At 39.6% G+C, this 25,078-nt stretch carries 22 protein-coding genes; 16 read left to right on the forward strand and 6 right to left on the reverse strand.

The genetic code is table 11. The annotated features are described in order from the left end of the window. Positions 1-18: 18 nt before the first annotated feature. Both DFQ12_RS23610 and gltB read right to left on the reverse strand, forming a co-directional pair. Positions 19-1,479: a glutamate synthase subunit beta gene (locus tag DFQ12_RS23610; RefSeq protein WP_120261516.1), complete on the reverse strand. Its 1,461-nt coding sequence runs from the start codon at positions 1,477-1,479 to the stop codon at positions 19-21. A gap of 17 nt (positions 1,480-1,496) precedes the next feature. Beyond that, a complete protein-coding gene (gene gltB / locus DFQ12_RS23615; protein ID WP_120261517.1) occupies positions 1,497-6,011 on the reverse strand; it encodes a glutamate synthase large subunit in 4,515 nt (1,504 codons plus the stop codon). 305 nt (positions 6,012-6,316) lie between these two features. On the opposite strand from gltB, the gene DFQ12_RS23620 reads away from it, so the two are divergent. The 4 genes from DFQ12_RS23620 to DFQ12_RS23635 all read left to right on the forward strand — a co-directional run bounded on the left by DFQ12_RS23620 (position 6,317) and on the right by DFQ12_RS23635 (position 10,077). Continuing rightward, entirely contained in the window at positions 6,317-7,414 is a 1,098-nt protein-coding gene (locus DFQ12_RS23620; protein WP_120261518.1) for a mandelate racemase/muconate lactonizing enzyme family protein, read from the forward strand. 258 nt (positions 7,415-7,672) lie between these two features. Beyond that, positions 7,673-8,653 carry a deoxyhypusine synthase family protein gene (locus DFQ12_RS23625; RefSeq protein ID WP_120261519.1) on the forward strand — a complete coding sequence of 327 codons (981 nt, stop codon included), beginning with the start codon at positions 7,673-7,675 and terminating at the stop codon, positions 8,651-8,653. Between the two features lie 128 nt (positions 8,654-8,781). Further along, positions 8,782-9,417, forward strand: coding sequence for a hypothetical protein (locus DFQ12_RS23630; RefSeq protein ID WP_120261520.1), 636 nt, complete (start codon positions 8,782-8,784; stop codon positions 9,415-9,417). An 84-nt stretch (positions 9,418-9,501) separates the two neighbouring features. Then, a complete protein-coding gene (locus DFQ12_RS23635; RefSeq protein WP_120261521.1) occupies positions 9,502-10,077 on the forward strand; it encodes a non-canonical purine NTP diphosphatase in 576 nt (191 codons plus the stop codon). Between the two features lie 100 nt (positions 10,078-10,177). Here DFQ12_RS23635 and DFQ12_RS23640 read toward each other — a convergent pair whose 3' ends face one another. After that, on the reverse strand, positions 10,178-12,670 hold the full coding sequence (locus tag DFQ12_RS23640) for an OstA-like protein (RefSeq protein WP_167457344.1): 2,493 nt from the start codon (positions 12,668-12,670) through the stop codon (positions 10,178-10,180). Between the two features lie 99 nt (positions 12,671-12,769). On the opposite strand from DFQ12_RS23640, the gene tilS reads away from it, so the two are divergent. The 8 genes from tilS (at position 12,770) to DFQ12_RS23680 (ending at position 17,766) form a co-directional block, all read left to right on the forward strand. Further along, positions 12,770-14,101 (forward strand): tRNA lysidine(34) synthetase TilS, encoded by a 1,332-nt coding sequence (gene tilS, locus DFQ12_RS23645; protein ID WP_120261523.1) that lies wholly within the window; start codon positions 12,770-12,772, stop codon positions 14,099-14,101. A 35-nt stretch (positions 14,102-14,136) separates the two neighbouring features. Further along, positions 14,137-14,631, forward strand: coding sequence for a hypothetical protein (locus DFQ12_RS23650; protein WP_120261524.1), 495 nt, complete (start codon positions 14,137-14,139; stop codon positions 14,629-14,631). Positions 14,632-14,719: 88 nt separating this feature from the next. Then, positions 14,720-15,040 carry a DUF4834 family protein gene (locus DFQ12_RS23655; protein ID WP_120261525.1) on the forward strand — a complete coding sequence of 107 codons (321 nt, stop codon included), beginning with the start codon at positions 14,720-14,722 and terminating at the stop codon, positions 15,038-15,040. 34 nt (positions 15,041-15,074) lie between these two features. Beyond that, positions 15,075-16,178: a DNA replication/repair protein RecF gene (gene recF / locus DFQ12_RS23660; RefSeq protein WP_120261526.1), complete on the forward strand. Its 1,104-nt coding sequence runs from the start codon at positions 15,075-15,077 to the stop codon at positions 16,176-16,178. Next, the gene (locus DFQ12_RS23665) at positions 16,171-16,500 is read left to right on the forward strand and encodes a DciA family protein (RefSeq protein ID WP_077437878.1); all 330 of its coding nucleotides are present in this window, start codon (positions 16,171-16,173) and stop codon (positions 16,498-16,500) included. Before recF ends, DFQ12_RS23665 begins: the two co-directional genes overlap by 8 nt. A gap of 15 nt (positions 16,501-16,515) precedes the next feature. Then, positions 16,516-17,079, forward strand: coding sequence for a Crp/Fnr family transcriptional regulator (locus tag DFQ12_RS23670; protein ID WP_120261527.1), 564 nt, complete (start codon positions 16,516-16,518; stop codon positions 17,077-17,079). A gap of 254 nt (positions 17,080-17,333) precedes the next feature. Beyond that, on the forward strand, positions 17,334-17,495 hold the full coding sequence (locus DFQ12_RS23675) for an SRPBCC family protein (RefSeq protein WP_120261528.1): 162 nt from the start codon (positions 17,334-17,336) through the stop codon (positions 17,493-17,495). 16 nt (positions 17,496-17,511) lie between these two features. Further along, a complete protein-coding gene (locus tag DFQ12_RS23680) occupies positions 17,512-17,766 on the forward strand; it encodes an SRPBCC domain-containing protein (RefSeq protein WP_120261645.1) in 255 nt (84 codons plus the stop codon). A 401-nt stretch (positions 17,767-18,167) separates the two neighbouring features. Here the strand turns inward: DFQ12_RS23680 and DFQ12_RS23685 are convergent, their stop codons facing one another. The 3 genes from DFQ12_RS23685 to sucC form a co-directional block, all read right to left on the reverse strand. Then, positions 18,168-18,788, reverse strand: coding sequence for an L-threonylcarbamoyladenylate synthase (locus tag DFQ12_RS23685; protein WP_120261529.1), 621 nt, complete (start codon positions 18,786-18,788; stop codon positions 18,168-18,170). Between the two features lie 167 nt (positions 18,789-18,955). Then, positions 18,956-20,401 (reverse strand): asparagine--tRNA ligase, encoded by a 1,446-nt coding sequence (asnS, locus tag DFQ12_RS23690; protein WP_120261530.1) that lies wholly within the window; start codon positions 20,399-20,401, stop codon positions 18,956-18,958. Positions 20,402-20,650: 249 nt separating this feature from the next. After that, entirely contained in the window at positions 20,651-21,844 is a 1,194-nt protein-coding gene (sucC, locus tag DFQ12_RS23695; RefSeq protein WP_120261531.1) for an ADP-forming succinate--CoA ligase subunit beta, read from the reverse strand. 172 nt (positions 21,845-22,016) lie between these two features. On the opposite strand from sucC, the gene DFQ12_RS23700 reads away from it, so the two are divergent. The 4 genes from DFQ12_RS23700 to DFQ12_RS23715 all read left to right on the forward strand — a co-directional run bounded on the left by DFQ12_RS23700 (position 22,017) and on the right by DFQ12_RS23715 (position 25,007). Further along, the gene (locus DFQ12_RS23700) at positions 22,017-22,667 is read left to right on the forward strand and encodes an ABC transporter ATP-binding protein (protein WP_208642616.1); all 651 of its coding nucleotides are present in this window, start codon (positions 22,017-22,019) and stop codon (positions 22,665-22,667) included. A gap of 119 nt (positions 22,668-22,786) precedes the next feature. Continuing rightward, positions 22,787-23,266, forward strand: coding sequence for a hypothetical protein (locus DFQ12_RS23705; protein ID WP_244211834.1), 480 nt, complete (start codon positions 22,787-22,789; stop codon positions 23,264-23,266). A gap of 74 nt (positions 23,267-23,340) precedes the next feature. After that, positions 23,341-23,871, forward strand: coding sequence for an HAD family hydrolase (locus tag DFQ12_RS23710; RefSeq protein ID WP_120261534.1), 531 nt, complete (start codon positions 23,341-23,343; stop codon positions 23,869-23,871). 131 nt (positions 23,872-24,002) lie between these two features. Then, the gene (locus DFQ12_RS23715; protein WP_120261646.1) at positions 24,003-25,007 is read left to right on the forward strand and encodes a LacI family DNA-binding transcriptional regulator; all 1,005 of its coding nucleotides are present in this window, start codon (positions 24,003-24,005) and stop codon (positions 25,005-25,007) included. Positions 25,008-25,078 lie beyond the last annotated feature (71 nt).

A 25,078-nucleotide genomic window follows, 5' to 3' on the forward strand; every position in this document is an offset into this window, starting at 1 on the left:
ACATTAGATTTGCAATAGCTAAGCATTTTGTGCTGCTAGGAAATCTTTGCTTTCAAGTTCGGAATAACCCATAAGGTATTCATCTACTTTCCTTGCGCACTCCCGGCCTTCAGAAATCGCCCAGACCACCAATGATTGCCCCTTGCGACAGTCACCTGCGGTGAAGATATTTTCCACAGAGGTTTGATAATCTTTATCATTGGCTAGAATATTTCCTTTTTCGTCAACGCGCACACCGAGTTGTTCCAATAGTCTTTGCTCTGTATGTTTGTAGCCAATAGCCAATAAAACGAGATCTGCGGGGATTTCCCGAATTTCGGATTCACCCAATCTTGTACGGCGTCCAAATTCGTCGACTTCGTATTGAACCTCTTTGATTTTGACCGCTGTGATATGACCATTTTCGTCATGAACAAACTCTTGTGTTTCCGTTGCCCAAAGTCGTTCACAGCCTTCTTCTTGCGAAGAGGAAGTGCCAAATGTTACTTTGTCCATCGGCCAAGGATTATTTTTTAAACGTTCTTTCGCAGGTGTTGGTTTACGGGCAATTTGGGTAATACTCTTAGCCCGGTGGCGATTGGAGGTACCGATGCAATCCGAACCTGTATCACCGTCGCCAATAACGACCACATGTTTGTTTGTTGCCAGAATACGCTCCTGATCAATATCTATACCACTAACTTCTTGGTTCTGCTGTTTCAAGAAATCCATGGCAAAGTGTATTCCTTTGGCTTCATGACCGGGTAGTTGCATATGCCAAGGTACAGTAGATCCAGTAGCCAATACTACAGCATCATAAGCTTTCAATTCGTAGAAGCTTATGTCTTTTCCGACCTCTGTATTTACTTTAAATTCAATTCCTGACTCTTTCATTAAATTGATCCGGCGGTCAATCACAGACTTCTCCAGTTTGAAATCTGGAATACCATAGCGGAGCAAACCACCAACCTGATCGTCACGTTCAAAAACAATGACATCATGACCGGCTTTATTCAGTTGTGCAGCAGCAGCAAGTCCAGCGGGACCGGAACCGACAACAGCAATACGCTTGCCTGTTTTTAAATAGCTTTTATGGGCTTTAACATAGCCCTTTTTGAATGCAATCTCAATGATATGCTTTTCAATTTCTTCGATTGTGATCGGAGTGCTATGGATGCCTAATACACACGCAGATTCGCAGGGTGCTGGACATATTCTACCTGTAAATTCTGGAAAGTTATTGGTTGAGGTCAGGATCTGGTATGCCTCTTCCCATTTTCCGTCATATACTGCATCATTGAATTCAGGAATAACATTGCCCAGTGGGCAGCCTGAATGACAAAACGGAATACCGCAATCCATACAACGTGCAGCCTGCTTATTTAGCTCATTCTCAGAATATCCTTTATTAAATTCTTTGAAGTGCTGTACACGGCCTTCAACAGCTTCTTTTGTTGGAAGCACGCGCTCAAATTCTTTAAAACCTGTAATTTTTCCCATGATCTGTGCTTCCTATTTTATGCTTCAACTAATTTTTGACGAATGACATTTTTGTATTCCCTCGGGAATACTTTTATGAATTTATTTTTCTCCCGGGCCCAATTCTGTAAGATGAAATCTGCTCTACGGCTATTGGTCAACAATACATGGCGTTTCAATAACGCTATGATCGCTGTTTCATCTTCACTTTCCAATGGATCCAAATCAACCATCTCCAGGTTGCAGTTTTCGCGGAAGTCATCGTTGATATCGTAAATCCAAGCGATACCACCGCTCATCCCAGCCGCAAAATTGCGTCCTGTTGCACCAAGGATCAGTGCTCGACCACCGGTCATATATTCACAACCGTGATCACCTACACCTTCGACGACAGCAGTAGCCCCTGAGTTACGGACGGCAAAACGCTCACCTGCTTGTCCATTGACGAATAGGTGTCCTGATGTAGCCCCGAATAATGCCACATTACCAATGATGATGTTATCTTCAGGTACAAGGGCACTTTCTGTTACTGGATAAATAGCCAATTGTGCACCTGATAAGCCCTTACCAACGTAGTCATTGGCTTCTCCCTGCAATTCAAAGGAAAGACCTTTTGTTGAAAATGCACCAAAGCTCTGACCTGCGGATCCCTCAAATTTGAAGTTGATGGTGTTATCAGGTAATCCTTCAGATCCATATAATTTGGAGATCTCATTGGATAGCATTGTTCCGATGGTACGGTCGGTATTTTTCACTTTGAAAGTTCCAAAGACCGGTGTCTTGCTATCTAACGCTAATTTGGATTGTTTCAATAATCCCCAATCTAAAATCATGGCCATGCCGTGATCTTGTTCTTCGGTATTGTATAATGATTGTCCCGGTTCATTGCGTTCAACATGAAGGATATCGGTAAAGTCGATCTTCTTAGCTTTCCAATGGTCGATATTTTCACGTTTTTTCAGGAACTGGGCGCGACCTACCATCTCGTTGATGGTGCGGAAACCAAGGTACGCCATGGTCTCACGTACTTCTTCGGCAAGGAAGGTGAATAGGTTGACGATATCTTCGGGTTTCCCAGAGAAAAGTTTGCGTAATTCGGGATCTTGTGTAGCGACACCTACTGGACATGTATTTAAGTGACATTTGCGCATCATAATACAGCCACCAGCGACCAGTGCAGCTGTGGATACACCCCATTCTTCGGCACCTAATAATGTTGCAATAACGATATCTCGACCAGTTTTTACCTGTCCATCGGCCTGTAAAACGACACGGCTACGCAATTTGTTTTTCACAAGAGTTTGATGTGCTTCGGCAAGACCAAGTTCCCAAGGTAATCCGGCATGTTTGATCGAACTGATCGGAGATGCACCTGTTCCTCCATCAAAACCAGCGATGAGGATAACGTCAGCATGCGCTTTAGCAACACCGGCGGCAATCGTTCCTACCCCGGCTTTAGAGACCAGTTTTACGTTGATCCGCGCTTGGCGGTTGGCATTCTTCAAATCGAAGATCAACTGTGCCAAATCTTCGATGGAGTAGATATCATGATGTGGTGGTGGAGAAATCAGACCAACGCCAGGCGTAGAGTGTCTGGTTTTCGCAATCCAGGCATCTACCTTAGGACCCGGTAATTGACCACCTTCACCCGGTTTAGCACCCTGTGCCATTTTGATCTGTAGTTCGTCCGCTTGTGTCAAGTAATTGGATGTTACCCCAAAACGTGCAGAAGCGACTTGCTTAATTGCCGAACGCATGGAATCACCATTCGGAAGTGGTTGATAACGCAATTCATCTTCTCCACCTTCACCTGTGTTTGATTTTGCACCGATGCGGTTCATCGCAATGGCAAGTGTACTATGTGCTTCATGGGAGATAGACCCAAAGGACATCGCGCCGGTCGCAAAACGTTTTAAGATTTCACTTGCTGGCTCAACTTGCTCCAATGGAATGGAATTACGATGTTTAGCAAAATCCAATAGCCCACGAAGAGTAAACATATGTTCTTTCTGTTCGTTGATCTTGGTCGCGTACTTTTTATAGGTAGCATAGTCTCCGGTCCGACATGCTTGCTGCAATAAGTGAATGGTATCAGGATTCCATAAGTGACCTTCGCCACGACGTTTCCATTGATAGATACCACCTTCTGGCAAAAGATTTTGTGGTGTACGGCTTTTTTCAAATCCACGCCAGTGTTTAGATAAGGCCTCTTTAGCTAGATCATCCAGTGTCATACCACCGATACGAGATACAGCGCCGCAGAAGAATTTATCAACAACAGATTTGTCGATACCAAGTACTTCAAAGATCTGTGCTCCGTGATAAGATTGTAATGTTGAAATCCCCATTTTGGAGAAAATTTTTAGCAAGCCATTGTTAACTGCTTTTACGTAGTTTTTGGATAGCTCAGGCCAAGTAAGTTCGGTATCTAAGGTGTTTTGTTCCTTCATAGTACGAATACTTGCCAATGCCATATATGGGTTGATTGCTGTAGCACCGAATGCCAATAGGCAGGCAAAGTGGTGTACTTCCCAAGCATCGCCAGCTTCGACAACTAGACCGACAGCACCACGGTTACCGGTTTTGATCAGGTGGTGGTGAACTGCCGATACAGCAAGCAAAGAAGGGATAGCCGCGTGTTTGGAATCTATGGCACGATCCGAAAGTATCAATACCTGAAAACCATCACGTACTGCATCATCAGCATATCTGCATAGACGCTCTAGACCTGCTTCCAGCGAACCTGCCTTTCCGTCTGAACGGAAATAGGATTGGATGGTTTTTGCCTGAAATAATCCGGTATCAATGGAACGCAATTTTTCAAGTTCTTTGGATGTGAGGATAGGATGAGGGAGGGTCACGCAGTGACAGAATTTTTTGTCCTCGATTAGGATATTTCCAGCATTACCAATAAAAGTTGCCAAGCTCATCACCAAACGTTCTCGGATCGGATCGATTGGAGGGTTAGTTACCTGCGCGAAAAACTGTTTAAAGTAACTTGAGATATGTTGTGGTTGATCAGAGAGAATAGCCAGAGGAACATCAGAACCCATTGACCCTGTTGGTTCGTATCCTGTTAATGCCATTGGCGTCAGGATTGTTTCGAGGTCTTCTCGTGAGAAACCAAATGTCTTTTGATATTTGAAAACGGATTCTTTGGAAAGATAGGTATAGGTGACACGAGGTTCTTCCAGTTCTTCTAACTTGATTTTATAGTTGTCCAACCAATCACTATAAGGTTGTTGGTTGATCAATTGATCTTTTACTTCATCGTCTGTCAAGATGCGACCTTGCTCCATGTCGACGAGAAATATCTTGCCAGCCTGTTGACGGCCTTTTTTAATAATGGTCGATTCTTCGATTGGAAGTGCGCCGGCTTCGGAAGCAACGACAACACGGTCATCCGAGGTTACTGCATAACGTAATGGGCGTAAACCGTTGCGGTCTAGTGTTGCTCCGATATGTTTACCATCTGTAAAACATAGTGCTGCAGGTCCATCCCAGGGTTCCATTAAGGTTGCATGGTACTCGTAGAATGCACGTTTCAACGGATCCATTTGGGTATTGCCATCCCATGCTTCGGGTACTAACATCAACATGACGTGTGTCAGGCTACGGCCACTGTGTAAAAGGAGTTCGGCAACATTGTCAAGACAGGCTGAATCCGACTGACCTCGATCAACGATAGGAAGCAGAATTTCCATCTCGTCTTCAGTGAAATAAGGTGACGAAAGGGCACGCATTCCAGCGTAAAACCAATTGAGGTTACCTGTTAGGGTATTGATTTCACCATTATGAGCCAACATACGGAATGGTTGTGCTAGTGACCAAGAAGGGAAAGTGTTGGTCGAGAAGCGTGAGTGTACCAATCCAAATGCAGATACCACACGGGGATCGCGTAAATCCAGGTAATAGGTGCCGACTTGGTATGTTGTTAATTGACCTTTGTAAATGATAGTTTTGCAAGAAAGCGATGCAAAGTAAAGTGGGAGAGGGTATTCTTGTTGTTGTTTAACTTTTTGAATGATCAGGCGACGTAGCACAAAAAGTTTGCGTTCAAATTCTTCAGTGTTTGAAACTCCGTCCGGTCTACTAACAAAAAACTGGACGATTTCAGGTTCGGCACTGAGTGCTGTTGGTCCAATACCTTCACGATTGACTGGTACTGGACGATAGCCAAGGAATTTCATACCCCTTTCGACTGCCGCTTCCTCAATTAAGTCCCGACATATTTTGTTCATGCCTTCTTCTTTCGGAAGAAATACCATTCCTGTTCCATAATACCCTGGTTCCTCTAACTGTATTCCTAAGCTGATACATTCTTCCCATAAAAATTCGTGTGGCAGTTGAATCATGATACCAGCTCCGTCTCCACTTTCGGGATCACAACCACAAGCACCACGATGCTCCATGTTCTCCAACATGGTCAATGCGTCTTTTACTTGTGCGTGTGATTTATTCCCTTTGATATGGGCGACAAAGCCTACTCCACAGGCGTCATGCTCAAAATTAGGGTCGTAAAGGCCCTCCGTTTTCGGTCTTTGTTGAATCATCTTTCCTTTTCAAATATTATACATTGCTAATATAGGAATAAAAATGAATAAAATTATAAATATTCTAATAAAAATGCACTTGTTTTGATTTTATCATTTCTTTTTATCTGTTTTATTACTGATATCATATTTATTGTTTTAGGATGTAAACCTCATCTTTCATTTCTTAATAATGCATCACTTGGCGATAAATTTTAGGTAGGTATTGAAAAAGCATCGTATGATTGCAATAATATGTATAAATTAGGCAAAGTATTGCAGGCTGTTTGTGCTGCGTCAACATGCCTTAATTTATAGACACTAAGATGAAAATAACTGAAATTGAGATCTACAGACTAAGTATTCCCATGGAACCATTTGTTATCGCAACTGGAACCATGGATTATGCGCAAAATACCTTTATACGCATACATACCGATACGACTATTTACGGCGTCGGTGAATGCTCTGCCTTTCCGATGATTGTGGGAGAAACACAGGATACCTGTCTGGTTTTGGCACGTGATTTTGCCAAGATCTGGAAAGGAAAGGACCCGCTGGACATCGATGAACGATTGGCTGAGCTAGATTTGTATATCGCAGGAAATCGAACCATCAAATCTGCTTTTGATATTGCATTGCATGACTTAGCAGCCAAACATGCGGGTATTCCACTGTATCAGTTTTTGCGTGGAGCTAAACGCGAGATAACAACGGATATGACACTGGGTATAGCCTCTCCAGAGGAGATGGCAATAAAAGCTAAGCGTCTGCAGGAGGGGGGAGCTGTAATGTTGAAAGTAAAATTGGGCAAGGATCCGAAAACAGATGTGGCTCGTATTCGTGAAATACGTAAAGCGGTAGGATTTGAGATGCCTATTCGGATAGATGCAAACCAAGGTTGGTCTTATGAAGACGCGGTAGAAGCCTTACAGGGGTTAGAACCGTTTAAAATTCAATTTTGTGAGCAGCCAATGCGGACTTGGAATGATGAATTGTTGCCGCAATTGCGCACAGAGACGATCGTCCCGATTATGGCTGATGAGTCGGTTTATTCGCATCATGATGCGGAACGACTTTGTAAAGCAGATGCTTGTGATTACATCAATATCAAGTTTTCGAAATCAGGTGGGATTCAAGAAGCTTTGAGAATCAATAAAGTTGCATCGGAGTATGGTATTAACTGTATGATTGGTGGGATGCTGGAGTCTCGCTTAGCATTGGCCGCAAAAGTCCATTTCGCCTATGCGGCTCCTAATGTCAAGTTTTTTGATTTAGATACCTGCATGGTTGGCCATCTGGAGGATCCTGTGGTTGGGGGCATACAATATGACGGATACAAAATCCATATTTCGGATGAGGCGGGTATCGGTGCGGATATAGACCAAGCATTTTTGGATCGCTGTGAGAAATGGGTGATTTAACTTTTATACAGAAGGTATGAATAGTATGAACTGGGGAGTGGGTGGCCAAGAGGTTGCCGTCCTTATTGTTATTGTTATTTTTTTAGTGGCTGCATATTTCTTCTTTTCAAGATTACTGAAGAAGTAGAAATTGTCTGTTTTTTTACATTTGTTAAAAAATAAGTAGTTAATAGCTGTTTTGGTGGGAGAGGGAACCTGAAATAGATAATATTCAGTACCTTTGCCGTACTTATTATTTTATAAAAGTTAGAAAATATTATGAGTACTCAAAAAGGACCTATTTCTCAATTTATTGAGCATAATTACCGTCACTTTAACGCAGCGGCATTAGTAGATGCTGCAAAAGGTTACGAGGAACATCTTTTGGATGGTGGAAAAATGTTGATCTCTCTTGGAGGTGCAATGTCTACTGCTGAATTGGGTGTTTCTTTGGCAGAAATGATCCGTCAAGATAAAGTACACTTTATTTCTTGTACTGGGGCTAATTTGGAAGAGGATGTGATGAACTTAGTTGCTCACTCACATTACAAAAGAATCCCAAATTATAGAGATTTGACAGCGGAACAAGAAAGAGAATTATTGGATAATCACTATAACCGTGTAACAGATACTTGTATTCCAGAAGAAGAGGCTTTCCGTCGCTTGCAGAAGCATCTTGAAGATGTATGGCATGCCGCAGAAGCGAAAGGTGAGCGTTACTTGCCACATGAATTCTTATATCAAGTAGTTAATTCTGGTGTATTGGAACAATATTATGAAATTGATCCAAAAGACTCATGGATTGTTGCTGCTGCTGAGAAAAACTTGCCGATTGTATGTCCGGGATGGGAAGATTCAACTACAGGTAATATCTTCGCATCAAATGTGATCAAAGGTAAATTGAAAGCGAGCACGGTTAAATCAGGTATTGAGTACATGATTTATTTGACAGAATGGTACCGTAACAATTCCGCTGGAAAAGGCGTAGGTTTCTTCCAGATTGCAGGTGGTATTTCCGGTGATTTCCCAATCTGTGTAGTGCCGATGATGTATCAAGATTTGGAGTGGGAAGAAGTACCTTTCTGGGCCTATTTCTGTCAAATTTCTGATTCGACTACTTCTTATGGTTCATACTCTGGAGCAGTTCCAAACGAAAAAATCACTTGGGGTAAATTGGATATCGATACGCCTAAATTTGTTGTAGAATCTGATGCTACAATCGTAGCACCTTTGATTTTCTCTTATATCTTAGGACATTAATCTTTTCGATATACGAAAGGGAGTGAGGAACGAAGAATTTGTCTCTGGCAATTTCTTTATTCTTTACTCCCTTTTTCTTTTACTCTTTTCTTGTTTATCTTTACTTTCTACTATTTCCTTTTCGAACAATGAGCAATTTAACAACAGATAATCCTGTCGCCCTACAAGCCTTGATGGATGAGACTATTTTTGCCAATGGCTTTGATTTTCAATCAGAGCAGGAAGCTGTGTCTAAAGCAAAGGATACAGAATATGTCGCTGTTGGAATTCCTGCTACTGATCACCTTGTTAAGCTGTCTGTCACAGACGAAATCATGGGGTCAGGTTATCTCGGTAATGAAGAAGGAAATAATGCCCTTGAGGTATTAGGTGGAGAATTTATTTATCAGGGTAGCAAAGATCAGGGAATACTTTTTATCCTGCGCTATGCACAATATCCTTATTTCTCTCCAGCAGCACTCGAAGCATTTGAAAAAACGATTGGCGCCCTAAAATTAACTAAGGAAACTGTTGCGGTGGTTAACTTGGCCAATACGCATAATCCGAACGATTTTAAACAGATTATGCAATTTTTTCAACCGACGAAGATTATTCTGTTAGGTGTGGAGCCTGCATCGTTGAAACTTCCTCTGATCGAACATAATTCCTATATGAAGGGGCGCATAGCAACGGTTTTCAATACCTTCAGCTTTGAAGAAATGTTTGCCGATGTTAATAAAAAGAAACTGTTCTGGAACGAGTTTAAAACATTTATTGTTTCTTAACTTTTAAAAACGATTTGTCCCCTCATAATGATTACCATCTTTTAAATAAGAATTTCTACTTTTGGCAATATAAATTTGAAGAAGATGCTAGAACTTGTGTTTGCAACAAATAATGCCCATAAATTGGAAGAGGTCCAAGCAATAGTGGGAGACACTTTTGTTATTAAAAGTTTGAACGATATCGATTGTCAGGATGATATCCCAGAAACTGGAGTTACATTTGAGGAAAATGCACAGCAAAAAACGGATTATTTGGTAAACAAATATGGATTTTATTGTTTTGGTGATGACTCAGGTCTCGAAATAGACGCATTAAATGGTGAACCAGGAGTTTATTCGGCACGTTACTCGGGCTCAAGGGATATGGAAAAGAATATTGATCTCGTCTTGGAAAGACTTGGAGACAACCCCAACCGAACCGCTCGATTTAAAACTGTCATTTCCCTCTATCTGAACGAACAGCAACATTTTTTCGAGGGAAGTATCGAAGGACAGATCATTAAAGAACGCAGAGGAATAGAAGGCTTTGGTTATGATCCGATTTTTATTCCAAATGGGTACGATACAACTTTTGCTGAGATGAGCGCAGATGAAAAAAATGCGATCAGCCATCGTGCGATTGCTGTAGGCAAGCTTGCCACTTATTTGAAAACTAAATAATACTGAGATAAGGTTTGGTCGATTAACTTTATTGTTGACGATAAAAGCAAGCGGGGCAAAATTGATATTTTGCCCCGCTTGCTTTTATCCTGTATACGGACTATTTTACTTCTTTCTTTTTGGACATTTGAGTACTATCTTGTGCTGGTGATTTTAGATTCGTTGAATCCTGTTTAACAGTTTTTTTATCGGCCGTGGGAGCAATGTCCTTTTTTACTGGAGATTTAGCTGTTGTTGCAGGCTTGGCTGTTTTAGCATTACCATTTGTCTTGTCTGTAATAACATCTGCCCCTGATTCGGTCTCCCTGGTCTTTTTTTGAGGGTTTCCTTTGTCCTCTTTTGGTTTGGATTTCATTTTTCCATTGTCCTCGGTTTCCTTTTCTGTTGGAGCTGTAAAAGAGGACTTGGAAAGATCACGTTTCCTATTTAATAGATCATCTTTGGATTTAGGACGGTCCTCAGGACGCCATGTAAAGTTTGGTAAAAATTCTTTGTCCGCTGTAACTTCAGCAATCGGATAGACTTTTCCATCAACTTTTCGGATAGAAACATATTCCTGAAGTTTATTGTTCTCCATCAGAATTTTGAAACGGCTGCTTCGGTCATGAACGAGTTCTGTTGTTACATTGGTTTTCTCATCGATGTTATAAAAGATATTTTCAGCATTCCCATCAACAAAGAGGCGCTCCATACGGTTATTGGTAAAGAAACTGGTGATTTTTCGTCCTTTAATCTGATTGAACTTTAATGAATCACTTGTTGCGTTGACCATAAACGCATTTCCAACCAATAGGGAGTTATCCAGCTTCTGATTTTTCACCTGCAGGAATATCGTATCGCCCGATATCTGCGAATTTTCAGCCCACATCATCGGTTTTCCCATTAACCTAAACATCGAATCTTGCATGCCATAATACATCGAATCGGCAACGGCTTGTAAGTCGGATTTAAATAGTCGCGCATTATAATAGGCTTTTAGAATCCTTGTTTTAGTCGTATCCTGGGATAGGGAATCTCTTTTTCCTTCTTGTGCATTTTTTAGTGCAGCGCCCATAATCTTATCTGATTCCCCACCTTTAGGAATGATTGCTTTTTTACGCAAGACACTATCGGCTTTCAGGTTTTTCTCAATTTCGATGCGATTTTGATCCCCCACTATTACCGGTTGTTTTTTGGGAATATTCTGCCTATTGGTTGTAACCGTATCTGGTAATTTCTTGCCCACCTTGTCAAGGACTGGTTTCTTGATTTCCTTTTTGTGCAAACTATCTATGCCTTTCTTAAGACTATCTGCTGCTTGTTGTAGTGTATTGGTTGAGTCAACATCCGCAGAAATGGAATCTTTATCGCCATAATCGACCTCGTTGTCTTCTTCGATGGCTCCCCCTTCACGGTTTAATTTAAAATCTCGGGCAATATAATCTCGACGGAAGATCATTTGAGAGAATAGGGTGTCAGCGGTCATAAAGACAGAGTCCATTTCGGCGTTTTCCTTTAAATTTTCATCCTTGCCAATGACATTTTTGTTTTCCGTTAAGCTTTTTTTAGAATCCTTATTGGCAACAATTTCAGCTTTATTGTTTTTTTCCTTGCCCTTCTGCTCTTCTTTTTCAGCTTTTTTTAATTCCTTAGCTTCTTTTTTCAGCTCTTTTTCGGACTTTTGTTGCACAGGAGAGAAGGATGAGACCGAATCCTTTTTGGTGGAATCTTTCTTCACCACCGAAACAACCAGAGGTTTATCGGTCATGGTGATGGATTCGTTTTTTCCATTATAGAGTCCATATCCACCATAAGCATAGAATTTATCCAGGGTATCTACAAAGACAACGTTTTTCACGGCTTTGCCGATGCCAACTTGTCTGTCATAGAAAAGGCTGTCCCCCTTAAGGAATTTAGTGCCTTCTGTATATAGGTTGTTTTTTGAAAAATAAGCCTGACCAGTAGCCATATGATAACGGCCTTTTTCAGTATATAGATTTTCGCCCTTGTTTCCTTTCATATTCGTAGGGCCGTAGAAATCCGTTATGCGGGTGTTGCCATTGTATTTCATTGAGTCTGTATAGACTTTAACATTGGTTGATCGGACAACAACTTTTTGATTAAAATAGGATTCACCAGTATTTTCGAAATAAGTCGCGCGTTGACTGGTGATAGTGTCACTTCCGGAGAGAATACGTCCACCGCTATAATAGTTTCCAATTTTACTACGCATGTTATACACCAGATGGTCGGTGGTCAATATTGATCCACTGGTACTGACCATACGGACAGCTCCGGTCAATGTGGCTAACTGCATGGCCGCTTCATAATGCAGTTTATTGGAAAATATCTGTGTGCCATCAGGCTGGGTGATGATTACATTTCCATAGGCTTCAAAGAATTGACGACCCAATTTATCATTATGTAAATACCCACTGTCAGAGGATAGCGTCGAACCAACATGCTCATAAACCGGACGGTAGAAAACAACGTTACCGTTTTTTCCAGTAATAATATGCGACGAAGAAAGTAACTTTAATTCGTCCTGTTTCTGCGCTTGGACCGTCAAGGCAGTTAAAATTAATACAATAAGGGTAAAAATGTATTGTCTCACAAGGGCAAAAATATGGATTTTAATTGCTACTTTATTGGATTTCACAAATTTTAAGATGTGAATTTGTCATTCGGACAAAATATACCGTAACTTTGTTATATGAATGTGCTGGAAAGATTAAAGGGATATATTGAAAAGGAGCATTTAATGATGCCTCATGACAAAATATTGCTTACAGTAAGTGGTGGGAAAGATTCGATGTTGATGGCACATTTATTCGCAAAAGCGGGCTTTAGAATCGCTATTGCACACTGTAACTTTCAGTTGCGTGGGGAGGATTCTGAATTGGATGAGGCCTTGGTTAGAAAGTTTGCTTCTGATAATGGAATTCCAATATTTGTCAATCAATTTGATACCAAGACCTATGCCAAGGAAAATCAAATTTCTATCCAGATGGCTGCACGTGAACTCCGTTATACCTGGTTTGAGCAGCTTCGGGAGGAACTTCAGTTTGACCGGATTGCTGTGGCCCAACACCTCAATGATCACATTGAAACTGTACTGTTAAATCTTTCACGTGGAACTGGACTACAGGGTCTTCAGGGAATTTTACCCTTAAGAGATCGTATCATTCGGCCACTTTTATTTCTTAAAGCAAGTGAAATTGAATATTACGTTCAGGAATATGCCATTGCTTATCGGGATGATCAATCTAACTTTTCGACCAAGTATGCTCGTAATAAGATACGAATAGATATTATTCCTCATTTCAAAAAACTACAACCTGATTTTGAACAGATTTTTGAACAGAATATTACACACTTTAAGGAATCATATGTTTTGTTACAACAATTTGTCGAACCCATACGTAATAAACTTTTTCAGACAATGGGCGATGGTTGGATTGTGCGTAAGGAGGACCTGGAAGAATATTTGAATAATTTGCCTTTATTATACGAACTGTTTTCTGGTTTTAATTTTTCAAAAGCAGTGTTAAGTGATTTGCAGCAGGCTTGGGCCAAGGAATCAGGTCGTATTTTTCAATCGGATTGTTATAATATGCTTTTGGATAGGAATGAACTTTTTATCAGAGAAAAGGAATTTATATCTTCGGACGAAGCAATAATTACCTCGGAAACATCAACCGTGGAGTGGAAGCAGTATTGTTTCCATGCGGGTGTATCTACTGAACTTACCATCACCAACAATAAAGAGATCGCAAAACTTGATTACGATCTGCTTGTCTTTCCCCTAACGATTCGTTCGTGGAAGATCGGGGATAGTTTTTATCCTTTAGGCATGGAAGGTCGGAAAAAACTGAGCGATTTTTTCATCAATAAAAAAATCAGCTTATTCGAAAAGGAAAATATTCCCATTGTAGTGAATGGTAATGGCGATATCCTTTGGCTAGCCAATTATCGTATGGATAATCGTTATAAGATTACCAGCAATACAAAAAAAGTCCTTACTTTAGTCTGTAAATGTGATTAAGGCTTAAGTCTACTAGCTCAATACTAATAAAAGAAATGAAAGAAGGTGTACTCTATTCGGAAAATCAATATTTAGGACGTGACCGTGTTTGGATAAGCGTGCGTTTGGTACTTGTGCTATTCTGCTTTACGGCATTTTATCTAAACTTGGATCATTTGATCTCCAGTCAATTGTTTTTCATTGTCGGAGTTGGGATTATTATTACATCTATTGTGATGATGTATATGGTCTTGTTTCGAATTGAGGTATTTCAGGACCACATTTTGATCAGTGGCCTTTGGTCAACGCGTGTTGTAAAAATTGATCTGGCCTCCATCTCGAAGGTTGAAAAGGCTCCTTATAGTACATTCTTTTTTAATAATCCTGTTTATAATCTACATACCAAAGGGAAGATTAAGTTTTTTGCTGGTGGAAAAAATGCTGTATATCTAACAGATAAAGATGGACTAACTTATGTGTTAGGAACCCAACGGCATGAAGAGCTATACCGCACGATCATGGAGACAAAAGGGAAATTAGGAAAGTCTTAAAATTTGTTAATATTTCTTATCTGACAATTTAAAGACAACAGTTTATCGAGTTATTGGTTAAATTTGAGAAAATAGCAACGAATTAACTATGGCATTTTTAAAATTTATACTTATTACAGTCGCTGTTTACTTTGTAATAAGATTCTTATTCAAATTATTTTTACCGTTTGCGATGCGCAAGGCCGCTGAAAAGTTGATGAAAAAAGCGCAGGAACAGGGGGGAGCATATAGCGGACAGGGACAAGGTGGTGCTTTCTATTACGAATTCACTGGTCAAGGACAGCAAGAAAATAAAAGATCCCAACCAGAGGGTAAAATTCAGGTTGACTATATTCCACCGAAGGAAACTCCAGAGCGTAAGGGGACAGAAACAGCTGGTGAGTTTGTCGATTTTGAGGAAATAAAATAATTTTTAGCGGTCCAAATAGCGTATCTTTGTAGCTATGTGGCTCAAGCAACTTTCTGTTCTAAATTTCAAGAATTACTCGGAATCTTCATTGGAATTTCTCCCTGAAGTAAATGCTTTTACAGGGAATAATGGTGTTGGTAAAACCAATCTATTGGATGCGATCCACTACTTATCACTTTGTAAAAGCTATTTTAATCCTATTGATTCGCAACATATCAAATCCGGTAATGATTGGTTTATGGTGCAGGGAGAATTTGATAAGGAATCGAATAGCGATGTTATTTCCTGTAGCCTAAAAAAGAACCAAAAAAAGCAGTTTAAAAAAAATAAAAAAGATTATCCTCGATTGGCTGATCATATTGGGCTTTTCCCTTTGGTCATGATATCTCCCAATGATAGTGTAATCGTCACAGACGGTAGTGAGGAACGCCGAAAGTTTGTGGATAACGTGATTTCACAAACTGACAATAAATACCTAGATACTTTAATCATCTACAACAAGTTTCTGATCCAACGAAATAGCGTGCTGAAGCAAGCTCGCCAGACCAATGTCTTGGATCTGGGCTTAATCGAAATTCTTAACTTTCAACTCGAGGATGTAGGCAATATTATCTTTGAAAAGAGAAGATCATTTATGGCGGAGTTCCAACCTGAATTTGATCGACATTATCAATTCCTGACCGAGGATGCTGAATCTGTCCAATTACAGTATGAATCTCCGCTGATGTTAGATTCTTTCTTGAATATTCTGGAGAAAAACCTGGAGCGTGATCGTATTCTGGAACGCACCAGTCAGGGAATTCATAAGGATGATCTGATATTTACCATTCATGGTGGAATGCCACTGAAAAAGTTTGGTTCGCAAGGCCAACAGAAATCATTTCTCATTGCTTTGAAACTTGCTCAATATTCTTATCTACAACAGAAAAAGGGATTCAAACCTTTGTTGCTTTTGGATGATATTTTTGATAAGCTCGACGATCGTCGTACCCATAAATTAATGCAGATGGTCTCTGAGGATGGTTTTGGGCAGATTTTTCTAACGGATACAGATTCGAAAAGAATTCAACGAATCTTTGACGAAATCAACCGCCCTGTTCGTATATTTGGTATCGAAGGAGGACAAGTGAATGTATAAGAAGCAACCAACGAAAAAGAGCCTAGAATTTATTCGGTCAAGTGATGATATGACCATTAAGCAGGGGGTAGAACGTCTCCTTGAAGCTTACAAACTGCGTCGAAAATTTGATGAGACCTCAATCGCTTCGGTATGGCCTCAATTAATTGGTAAAGCAATTGCCAATCGTACGCAACAGCTTTATGTACGAGACAAAAAGTTGTTTGTGCGAGTGGAGTCTGCTGTTATTAAAAACGAATTGGCATTAATGCGTCGGCAAATCCTTGGAAGGGTAAACGAGTATGTAGGACACGTCATCATCGAAGAAGTCGTGATCTTGTAGTTTGCTTACGTAAGTATGTTTAATCAATTGTTTGAAAACCTATTTCCTTTTCCCGAAGCCACTCAGGAAAAATTGTTCGCAAGTTTCGAACAAATTAAACTCAAAAGAGGAGATTATCTGATCAAAGAAGGGGACTATTCTTCCAATTTATTTGTTATCGAATCCGGACTGATTCGCCAATTCGCATGGAGTAAAAAAGGAGAATTTACACAGTGGATTGGTACAGCCAATCATTTCGTTACAGATCTCTCTTCTTTTATTTTTGATACCCCTTCTAAATGGAATTTTCAATGCATCAGTGACTGTCATTTGTACCGTTTGTCAAAATCAGATTACCAAAACATGGAATCTGAGGTTATTGAATGGAATAAATTTGAAAAGGCATTTTTAGCAAAATGTTTCGGAGCGATGGAGCAACGAATTTCTGATTTTATTTGTTTGACGGCAGAAGAGCGTTATCAACAGTATTTTGAGCAACATAAATCCCTATTCCATCAAGTACCACTTCACTATATAGCCTCAGTCTTGGGTATGAGCCCCGAAACACTTAGTCGTATCCGCGCAAAAATGAGTTCTTGACAAAAGTCAAGAGCTGTCTCCATTTCTTATCCTAGTTTTGTTTTATCTCCAATAGTAAATGAGGAGCCGATAGGCTTTGAATTGGGCTAAGGCTTCTGTGTAATAAGGTATTCAATTTGAAACACTTTGTACACACTTGTTTTCTGGAGTATCGTCAATTCAATGAATCCATCATAGGGTATAGCAACCGATAAGGGCTATTGGGGTAAGGATGTGGGCTTCATTTTGCAGGGATATAAATATATATTGAAACAATGAAAAAAATTGAGACAAGTATCATAATTAAAGCGACAATTGAGCAAGTATGGCAAGTATTAACAGATTTCAAAACTTATCCAGAGTGGAGTCCAACGATTAAAAGTTTTGGACAGGAACCTGTATTGGGACAGCTGTTCAGTCATGCTGGAACAACCTGATGGTTTTAAAATAAAGATGAACCCACGCTTTTTACGTATTGACTCTAACCGCGAGCTGCGTTGGAAAGGTGAATTATTTGTTCCGGGAATCTTTGATGGTGAGCATTATTTTATATTGGAACAGATGGAGGAGGGGGAGGTTCGACTCATTCAAGGTGAGCTGTTTTCTGGTTTATTAATCCCATTCTGCGGAAAGTTATTGTTGACAACGAGGCAGGGGTTTGAGCTTTTCAATACGGCATTGAAGCAACGTGTGGAGTTGAGTTGTTAACTTTCAACATTGTTATGTGAATTTGGATCTGTTATACACATCATATTTCGATGCCGAAGAGCTTTTAAGCTTGTTATAAACATTTTTGTGTTGATAACACTTTAGTTTTACACATTTATCGGTATTTTCTAGATTTGCTTATTTACCTTATTCACATTTGATTGTTAATAAATGCTGGGTTATGCACATTTTAGATCAATGGTTATATGTATACGTTCCACTTATTAACATTTTAACTGTTAATAAGTGGTTGTTTTTGTGGAAAAGTGAGTATTGAAGTATGGGAAAGTAGATCTTATGCACAAAATACCAACAATCTAATCTGGGTTGATCTTTGTTGGTGTGTTAAGATGTTTGTTGAAATGTTAAATAGTCCTGCACTATTTGGAGAATACTAAATACTATAGGTATTGTTCCAGATCACCTTTTCCTTCACGAACAACATCAAAGGTTCCCTCTGTCAGGTCTACTACTGTTGAAGCAACATTGTCCCCAAAACCTCCGTCAATAACGGCATCCACGAGATCTTGATATTTCTCATAGATCAATTCGGGATCCGTAGAGTATTCGATAATTTCGTCTTCATCGTGGATGGAAGTTGTCACAATCGGATTGCCTAATTGTTTCACAATTTCCCGAACGATGTTATTGTCAGGTACACGAATACCCACAGTCTTCTTCTTTGAACTTAATAATTTGGGAACTTTGGTGGTAGCGTTAAAGATAAAAGTAAAAGGGCCGGGTAGTGCCTTCTTAAGGACACGAAAGACGGCGGTGTCGAAAGATTTGGTGTATTGTGAAATATCGGTCAGGTCGTAGCAGATAAAAGATAGGTTGGCCTTATCAGGCTTTAAGCCTCTAATCTCACAGACACGTTCAATTGCCTTTTGTTGTGTAATATCACAGCCTATACCGTAAACGGTATCTGTAGGGTAAATGATTACACCACCACGCCTAAGGATATCAACGGCCTGCGCGATGGCTTTTGGATTGGGATTGTCGTTATATATTTTGATAAGCATATCTAGTCTGGTAAAATTTATAATGGCGTAGGGTGATTTTAGTTTTTAATCTGGTCACTTTCGAGCAGGAAGCGGATGATGTCAAAGCTTCAAAACTATTCTTCCAATACGTATATATTTAAAAGAACAACAGCCAAAATATTTTGTTTTGGCTGTTGTTCTTTATATTAAAATTCTGCGTTTTTCGGTGTGCGGGGGAATGGTATTACGTCGCGGATATTTGTCATTCCGGTTGTGAATAATACCAGGCGCTCAAAGCCTACACCAAATCCTGAATGTGGCACGGAACCAAAGCGGCGTGTATCCAAGAACCATTCCATTTCTTCTGCTGGTATACCTACTTCGGCCATACGTGCTAATAGACGGTCAAGATTTTCCTCACGTTGCGAACCACCGACCATTTCACCGATACCTGGGAAAAGAATATCCATGGCACGAACAGTATTACGACCCTGAGCATCAGGCTCATTCTGTTTCATGTAGAAAGATTTGATTTCTCTTGGGTAATCGGTTAGGATAACAGGTTTTTTGAAGTGTTTTTCCACTAAATAGCGTTCATGTTCAGATTGCAGGTCAGCTCCCCAGTCATCAATTAGATACTTGAATTGTTTCTTCTGGTTTGGCTTACTACGTTTTAGTATTTCAACAGCGTCAGTATAAGTTACACGTTCGAAATTGTTCTCTAAGACAAAGTTTAGTTTTTCAACCAAATTTAATTCAGAACGTTCTGCTGCTGGTTTTGATTTCTCTTCTTCTAACAAACGGCTTTTCAAAAACTCGATTTCCTCAGGACAAGTTTCCAAAGCGTATTTAATCACGTATTTCAGCAAGGCCTCAGCCAAATCCATATTGTCTTCCAATTCATAGAATGCCATTTCCGGTTCTATCATCCAGAATTCAGCCAAGTGACGTGTTGTATTTGAGTTTTCAGCTCTAAAGGTTGGCCCAAAAGTATAGATGTTCCCAAAAGCCATTGCTCCGAGTTCACCTTCCAATTGACCAGATACAGTAAGATTTGTCGATTTTCCGAAGAAATCTTCCTTGAAATCAATTTCGCCATTTTCTTTACGCGGCGGGTTGCTCAAATTTAAGGTAGTCACCTGAAACATTTCACCAGCACCTTCTGCATCAGAACCTGTGATAATCGGTGTGTGCATGTACACAAAATCATTTTCTTGGAAAAATTTATGTACAGCGAAAGCTAAGGCATTACGAACTTTGAATACAGCATTGAATGTGCCTGTACGAAAACGTAAGTGAGCAATTTCACGTAGAAATTCTAAGCTGTGTTTTTTGGGTTGTAAAGGGTATTTTTCAGGATCTGAATCACCTATAATGCTTACTTCAGTAGCTTTAACTTCTACTTTTTGTCCTTTACCTAGCGATTCTATCAATTGACCTTTTACACGAACTGCAGCTCCGGTAGTGATACGCTTTAGGATATCTTCAGGTGTATTTTCAAAATCGACTACTGCTTGAATATTATTGATTGACGAACCGTCATTAATTGCTATAAATTGATTGTTACGGAAAGTTCTTACCCAACCTTTAACAACGACCTCTTTGCCGAATTCTGTGGCATTCAATAGTTCCTTTATTCTTGTGTGTTCCATCTTAATTTTTGGAGAATGACTTGTAAAAGATGCTTTGTTAAAAAAGCAATACAAAAATAAGCTATTCTATTGGTTTATTGGGTATAAATGTTGATTTAATTCGCTGAATGAAGGATCAATAAGCTTCTAAGCTTAATTTTTCCCGGCCACTATTTGCGTCAAACTGAGCAAAAAAGAGCTGCCTTTGGGGCAAAAAAAAGCGGAACAACTGAGTTGTCCCGCTTTTAAGCTTTATGATGATTGAAGGAATTAACCTTTCAACACTTTAGTTACTAATTCAGCAGCTTCTTTCAATAAGATTGCAGAATAAACTTGTAAGCCTGATTCATCGATTAATTTTTTCGCTTCTTCAGCATTTGTACCTTGAAGACGTACGATGATAGGAACAGGAATATTACCAATTTCACTGTAAGCATCAATGACACCTTGCGCTACACGGTCACAACGAACGATACCACCGAAGATGTTGATCAAAATTGCTTTTACATTAGGATCTTTCAAAATGATATTGAAACCAGCTTTTACAGTTTCAGCATTTGCAGTACCACCAACATCTAAGAAGTTTGCAGGTTCACCACCAGCTAATTTGATGATATCCATTGTTGCCATTGCAAGACCAGCACCGTTTACCATACAACCTACGTTACCGTCAAGTTTAACATAGTTAAGGTTTGATTCACCAGCTTCAACTTCCGTTGGATCTTCTTCTGTTACATCGCGCATAGCTGCGTAATCAGGGTGACGGTACAATGCGTTCTCGTCAAGATTTACTTTGGCATCAACTGCTAAGATCTTGTCATCAGAAGTTTTTAATACCGGATTGATCTCGAACATAGAAGAGTCAGTAGAATCGTATGCTTTGTAAAGTGCAGCAACGAATTTTACCATTTCTTTGTGTGCAGCACCAGAAAGACCTAGATTAAAAGCAATTTTACGTGCTTGGAATCCTTGTAAGCCTACTTTTGGATCGATTTCTTCTTTGAAAATCAAGTGCGGTGTTTTTTCTGCAACTTCTTCAATGTCCATACCACCTTCTGTAGAGTACATAACAATGTTACGTCCTGTAGCACGGTCTAATAATACAGACATGTAGAATTCTTTTGTTTCGCTTTCACCTGGATAGTAAACGTCTTGAGCAACCAAAACTTTGTTTACTTTTTTACCTTCAGGTCCAGTTTGAGGCGTTACTAATTGCATACCAATGATGTCAGTTGCTTTTTGTTTGACTTCATCTAAGTTCTTAGCTAACTTGACACCACCACCTTTACCACGGCCACCAGCGTGAATTTGAGCTTTGACAACAACCCAGTCGGAATTGTAGTCTTCTTTCATCTTTTTAGCCGCTTCCACAGCTTGCTCTGGAGTATCTGCTACGATACCTTCCTGTACGCGCACACCAAAGCTCTTTAGTATTTGTTTTCCTTGATATTCGTGAATGTTCATTTGCAAAAATATTTGGCGTAAAAATATGTTTTTTTGGGGGATAAGACAAGGGATAAATTGCTCTTTTATCTATTTTTTGACATTTGTGAAAAATAAAATGGCTGAAATAGAGAAATAACTGCTTATTTATTCAAAGGTGTGATATCGTAAATTTATTTATCTTTGCCCTATGATGTTACAAGCCAAAGGAATTCACAAAGCTTATGGGGCATTGCCCATCTTAAAAGGCGTCGACATAACCGTGGAAAAAGGTGAAATCGTGAGTATTGTCGGAGCGTCAGGGGCAGGTAAAAGTACACTTTTGCATATTATCGGAACGTTGGACAAACCTGATCAAGGTTCGATATTTATTGATGGTGTCGATATCCATAAACTGAGTGCCAAAAAGCTGAGTGCATTTCGTAATGAGCATATTGGTTTCGTTTTTCAGTTTCATCATTTATTGCCTGAATTTACCGCATTGGAAAATGTGTGTATTCCTGCATTTATCCGTGGCCAGGGACGGGCTGAAGCCGAAACGAAAGCGAAAGAACTATTGGAGCTACTCGGTGTTTCTCATCGTATTGATCATAAGCCTGCTGAAATGTCTGGAGGTGAACAACAACGTGTGTCTGTCGCTAGGGCGCTGATGAATGATCCTTCAATCATTTTAGCTGACGAGCCTTCAGGGAACCTGGATTCCGAAAATGCAGCGGCCTTACATCAGTTGTTTTTTGATCTTAGAAACAAATTCCAACAAACATTTATCATCGTTACCCATAATGAAGAATTGGCCCGTATATCGGATCGAACAATTCATATGCGTGACGGATTGGTGGTGTAACCTATTTCATAGGAAATCCATTGTGTTTAATAGATCAAGATATGGGACGAAAGGAGCCAGCTTGATTTATTGGACGAATCTTTGAGGGCTTAATTGCCGATGAATAACATTTTATTTTGATGAAGAAAATATTGATAACTTTCGGAACCAGACCGCTGGCAATGCGTATTGCTAGAAAACTTTCAGGTAGTTTTGAAGTTTTGTATGCGAGTTCGGAAGAGATTCCGGAATTACTTTTAAAATCTGGGAATTATGCAGCCATTCCAAAGGGCTTGCTACCAACTTTTGCGCATGAGGTGCTAAAATTGAGTTTAGATCAAAAGGTTGATTATGTGTTACCTTTAGGCGGTTTCGAACTGGAACCATTGGCCGAAGCCAAAGTTTTATTTGAAGAATATCAGATTTCAGTTCTCGTTCCAGATAAGGATTTCCTTGAAACATTTTCTATCATTGAAAACCCTCCGGCTGATCTTCCTTATGTTTTGCTTTCAAAGGGCAATAATTTGTTGGGCGAGGAGATTTATGAAAGTACATTGGATGGACTTATGATCACTTCGGATTCGGCTGAAGAGTTCGCTTTAGTCTGTGTGTCGAAGTAATATAATCCTATTCTCAATTTGGTATCTGTTGGGCATAATCTGTTCAACTTTTTTAATTTAAAGGTCTATTAGTGATGATGTTTCCAGAAGAAAAAAAAGTGTATGTCTTTGAATTGGATGATGTTCTTTTTCCGAAAAAAGACTACTTACTCCAAGTTTATTATCTCTTTGCTAACTTTATAGAATTCACGGAGACCTTCCCCCCACAGGGTGATTTGGTCAACTTTATGAAAAATCATTTGGAAAATCAGGGCGAGGAATCCCTATTTGAACATGCGCAAGCGACTTTTGGATTTGATATGAAGTACAAGGAGCATTTTGAACGGCTACATGTAAATGCTGTATTACCACTTAAGTTGCATCTTTTTGACCATATTACTGCACTATTTTCGCAATTGGATGCGGAAGGTAAGGAAATATGTGTTTTGACGAAAGGGAATCCACTGGAACAATTGAATAAGGTAAAATTTGTAGACTGGGGTGAGTTTAGCAATCGAGTGAAAATTTATTTTCAGGATGAACTTGATTTCCGGCAGATAGACCCTACTCAATTTTTAGTACAGGAATTTGCAGTGGATATCACTGCGATTCAATTTGTGGACTAAGTTTTCATTGATTATCTTTGTATTATCTACCAACAATGTTTTGACTTTAAAATATACTGAATAAACATTGTTGAAAAAAAATTATGATTAGGGATATAAAAGCCCTATTTTTATATAAAGCCCTTGGATTTATGAATAAAGTGAACAAGCCTGCCACGATTAAGGAAATTGCCAAGAAGCTGAAAATCAGTCCTTCCACGGTGTCAAGAGCATTGAATGACCATCCAAGTATTGGATTGGTAACGACAATGCGTGTGAAAAAAATGGCCGAAGAATTGAACTACGAACCCAATCAAACAGCCATTTTCTTTAAACAGCGTAAAACGTTTACCATAGCTGTGATTTTACCCAGTCTTTCAGAACCATTTTTTTCTTTTGCAATCAGCGAAATAGAAAATGTTGCTTCGGCACAACGGTACACTGTTTTAATGGGGCAGTCGTTGGATGATCCTGATCGGGAAGAACAGATTTTAAAAACATTTAAAAATCATAGGGTAGATGGTATCTTGATGTCTATCGGTAAGAAAACGACTAATTTGGAGTTTATCGAGAAATTGGAGTCATCTGGAATCCCGGTTGTCTTTTTTGATTGTGTTCCTAGTTTGCCGAATATCAATAAAGTTCAAAGCGATCTATCCACAGGAATGAATGAGGCTGTTGATGCTTTTGTTGCCCGTGGGCATAAAGTCATTGCTTTGGTCAATGGGCCAAAGACTTTGCCTGCGAGTGAGGATAGAAAAGTAGCCTATTTATCTGCAATGAAGCGAAATGGGATGGATATCTTGGAAAAAAATATTATTGAAACAGACCTGAGCACCGAAGGAAATGAGAAAGCAATGGACAGTATATTTGCGATGTCCGAACGACCTTCAGCGATTATTTCTTTCAATGACTTTGTTACACTGGATTTGATGAAGGCAGCGCGCAACAAAGGGTTGGTTTTAAATCAAGATATCTTCTTTATTAGCTATGCTAATTATCCTCTTTGGCAATACATGGAAAACCCACCAATGGGTCGTATCGAACAGTTTCCAGGTATGCAAGCGCGTAAGGCAGCCGAAATTCTATTTGAACGAATCGAGAATTCAGATGTAGCAGACCAACAAATTGTATTTAAGTCGAGGTTGGTAATGTAATTTTCAACCAAAAGAGTAACATAAAAAAGAGGGGAAGATCATTCGATCTTCCCCTCTTTTTTATGTTTATA

Origin of the sequence: Sphingobacterium detergens, assembly GCF_003610355.1 — a bacterium.
Lineage (GTDB): Bacteria > Bacteroidota > Bacteroidia > Sphingobacteriales > Sphingobacteriaceae > Sphingobacterium > Sphingobacterium detergens.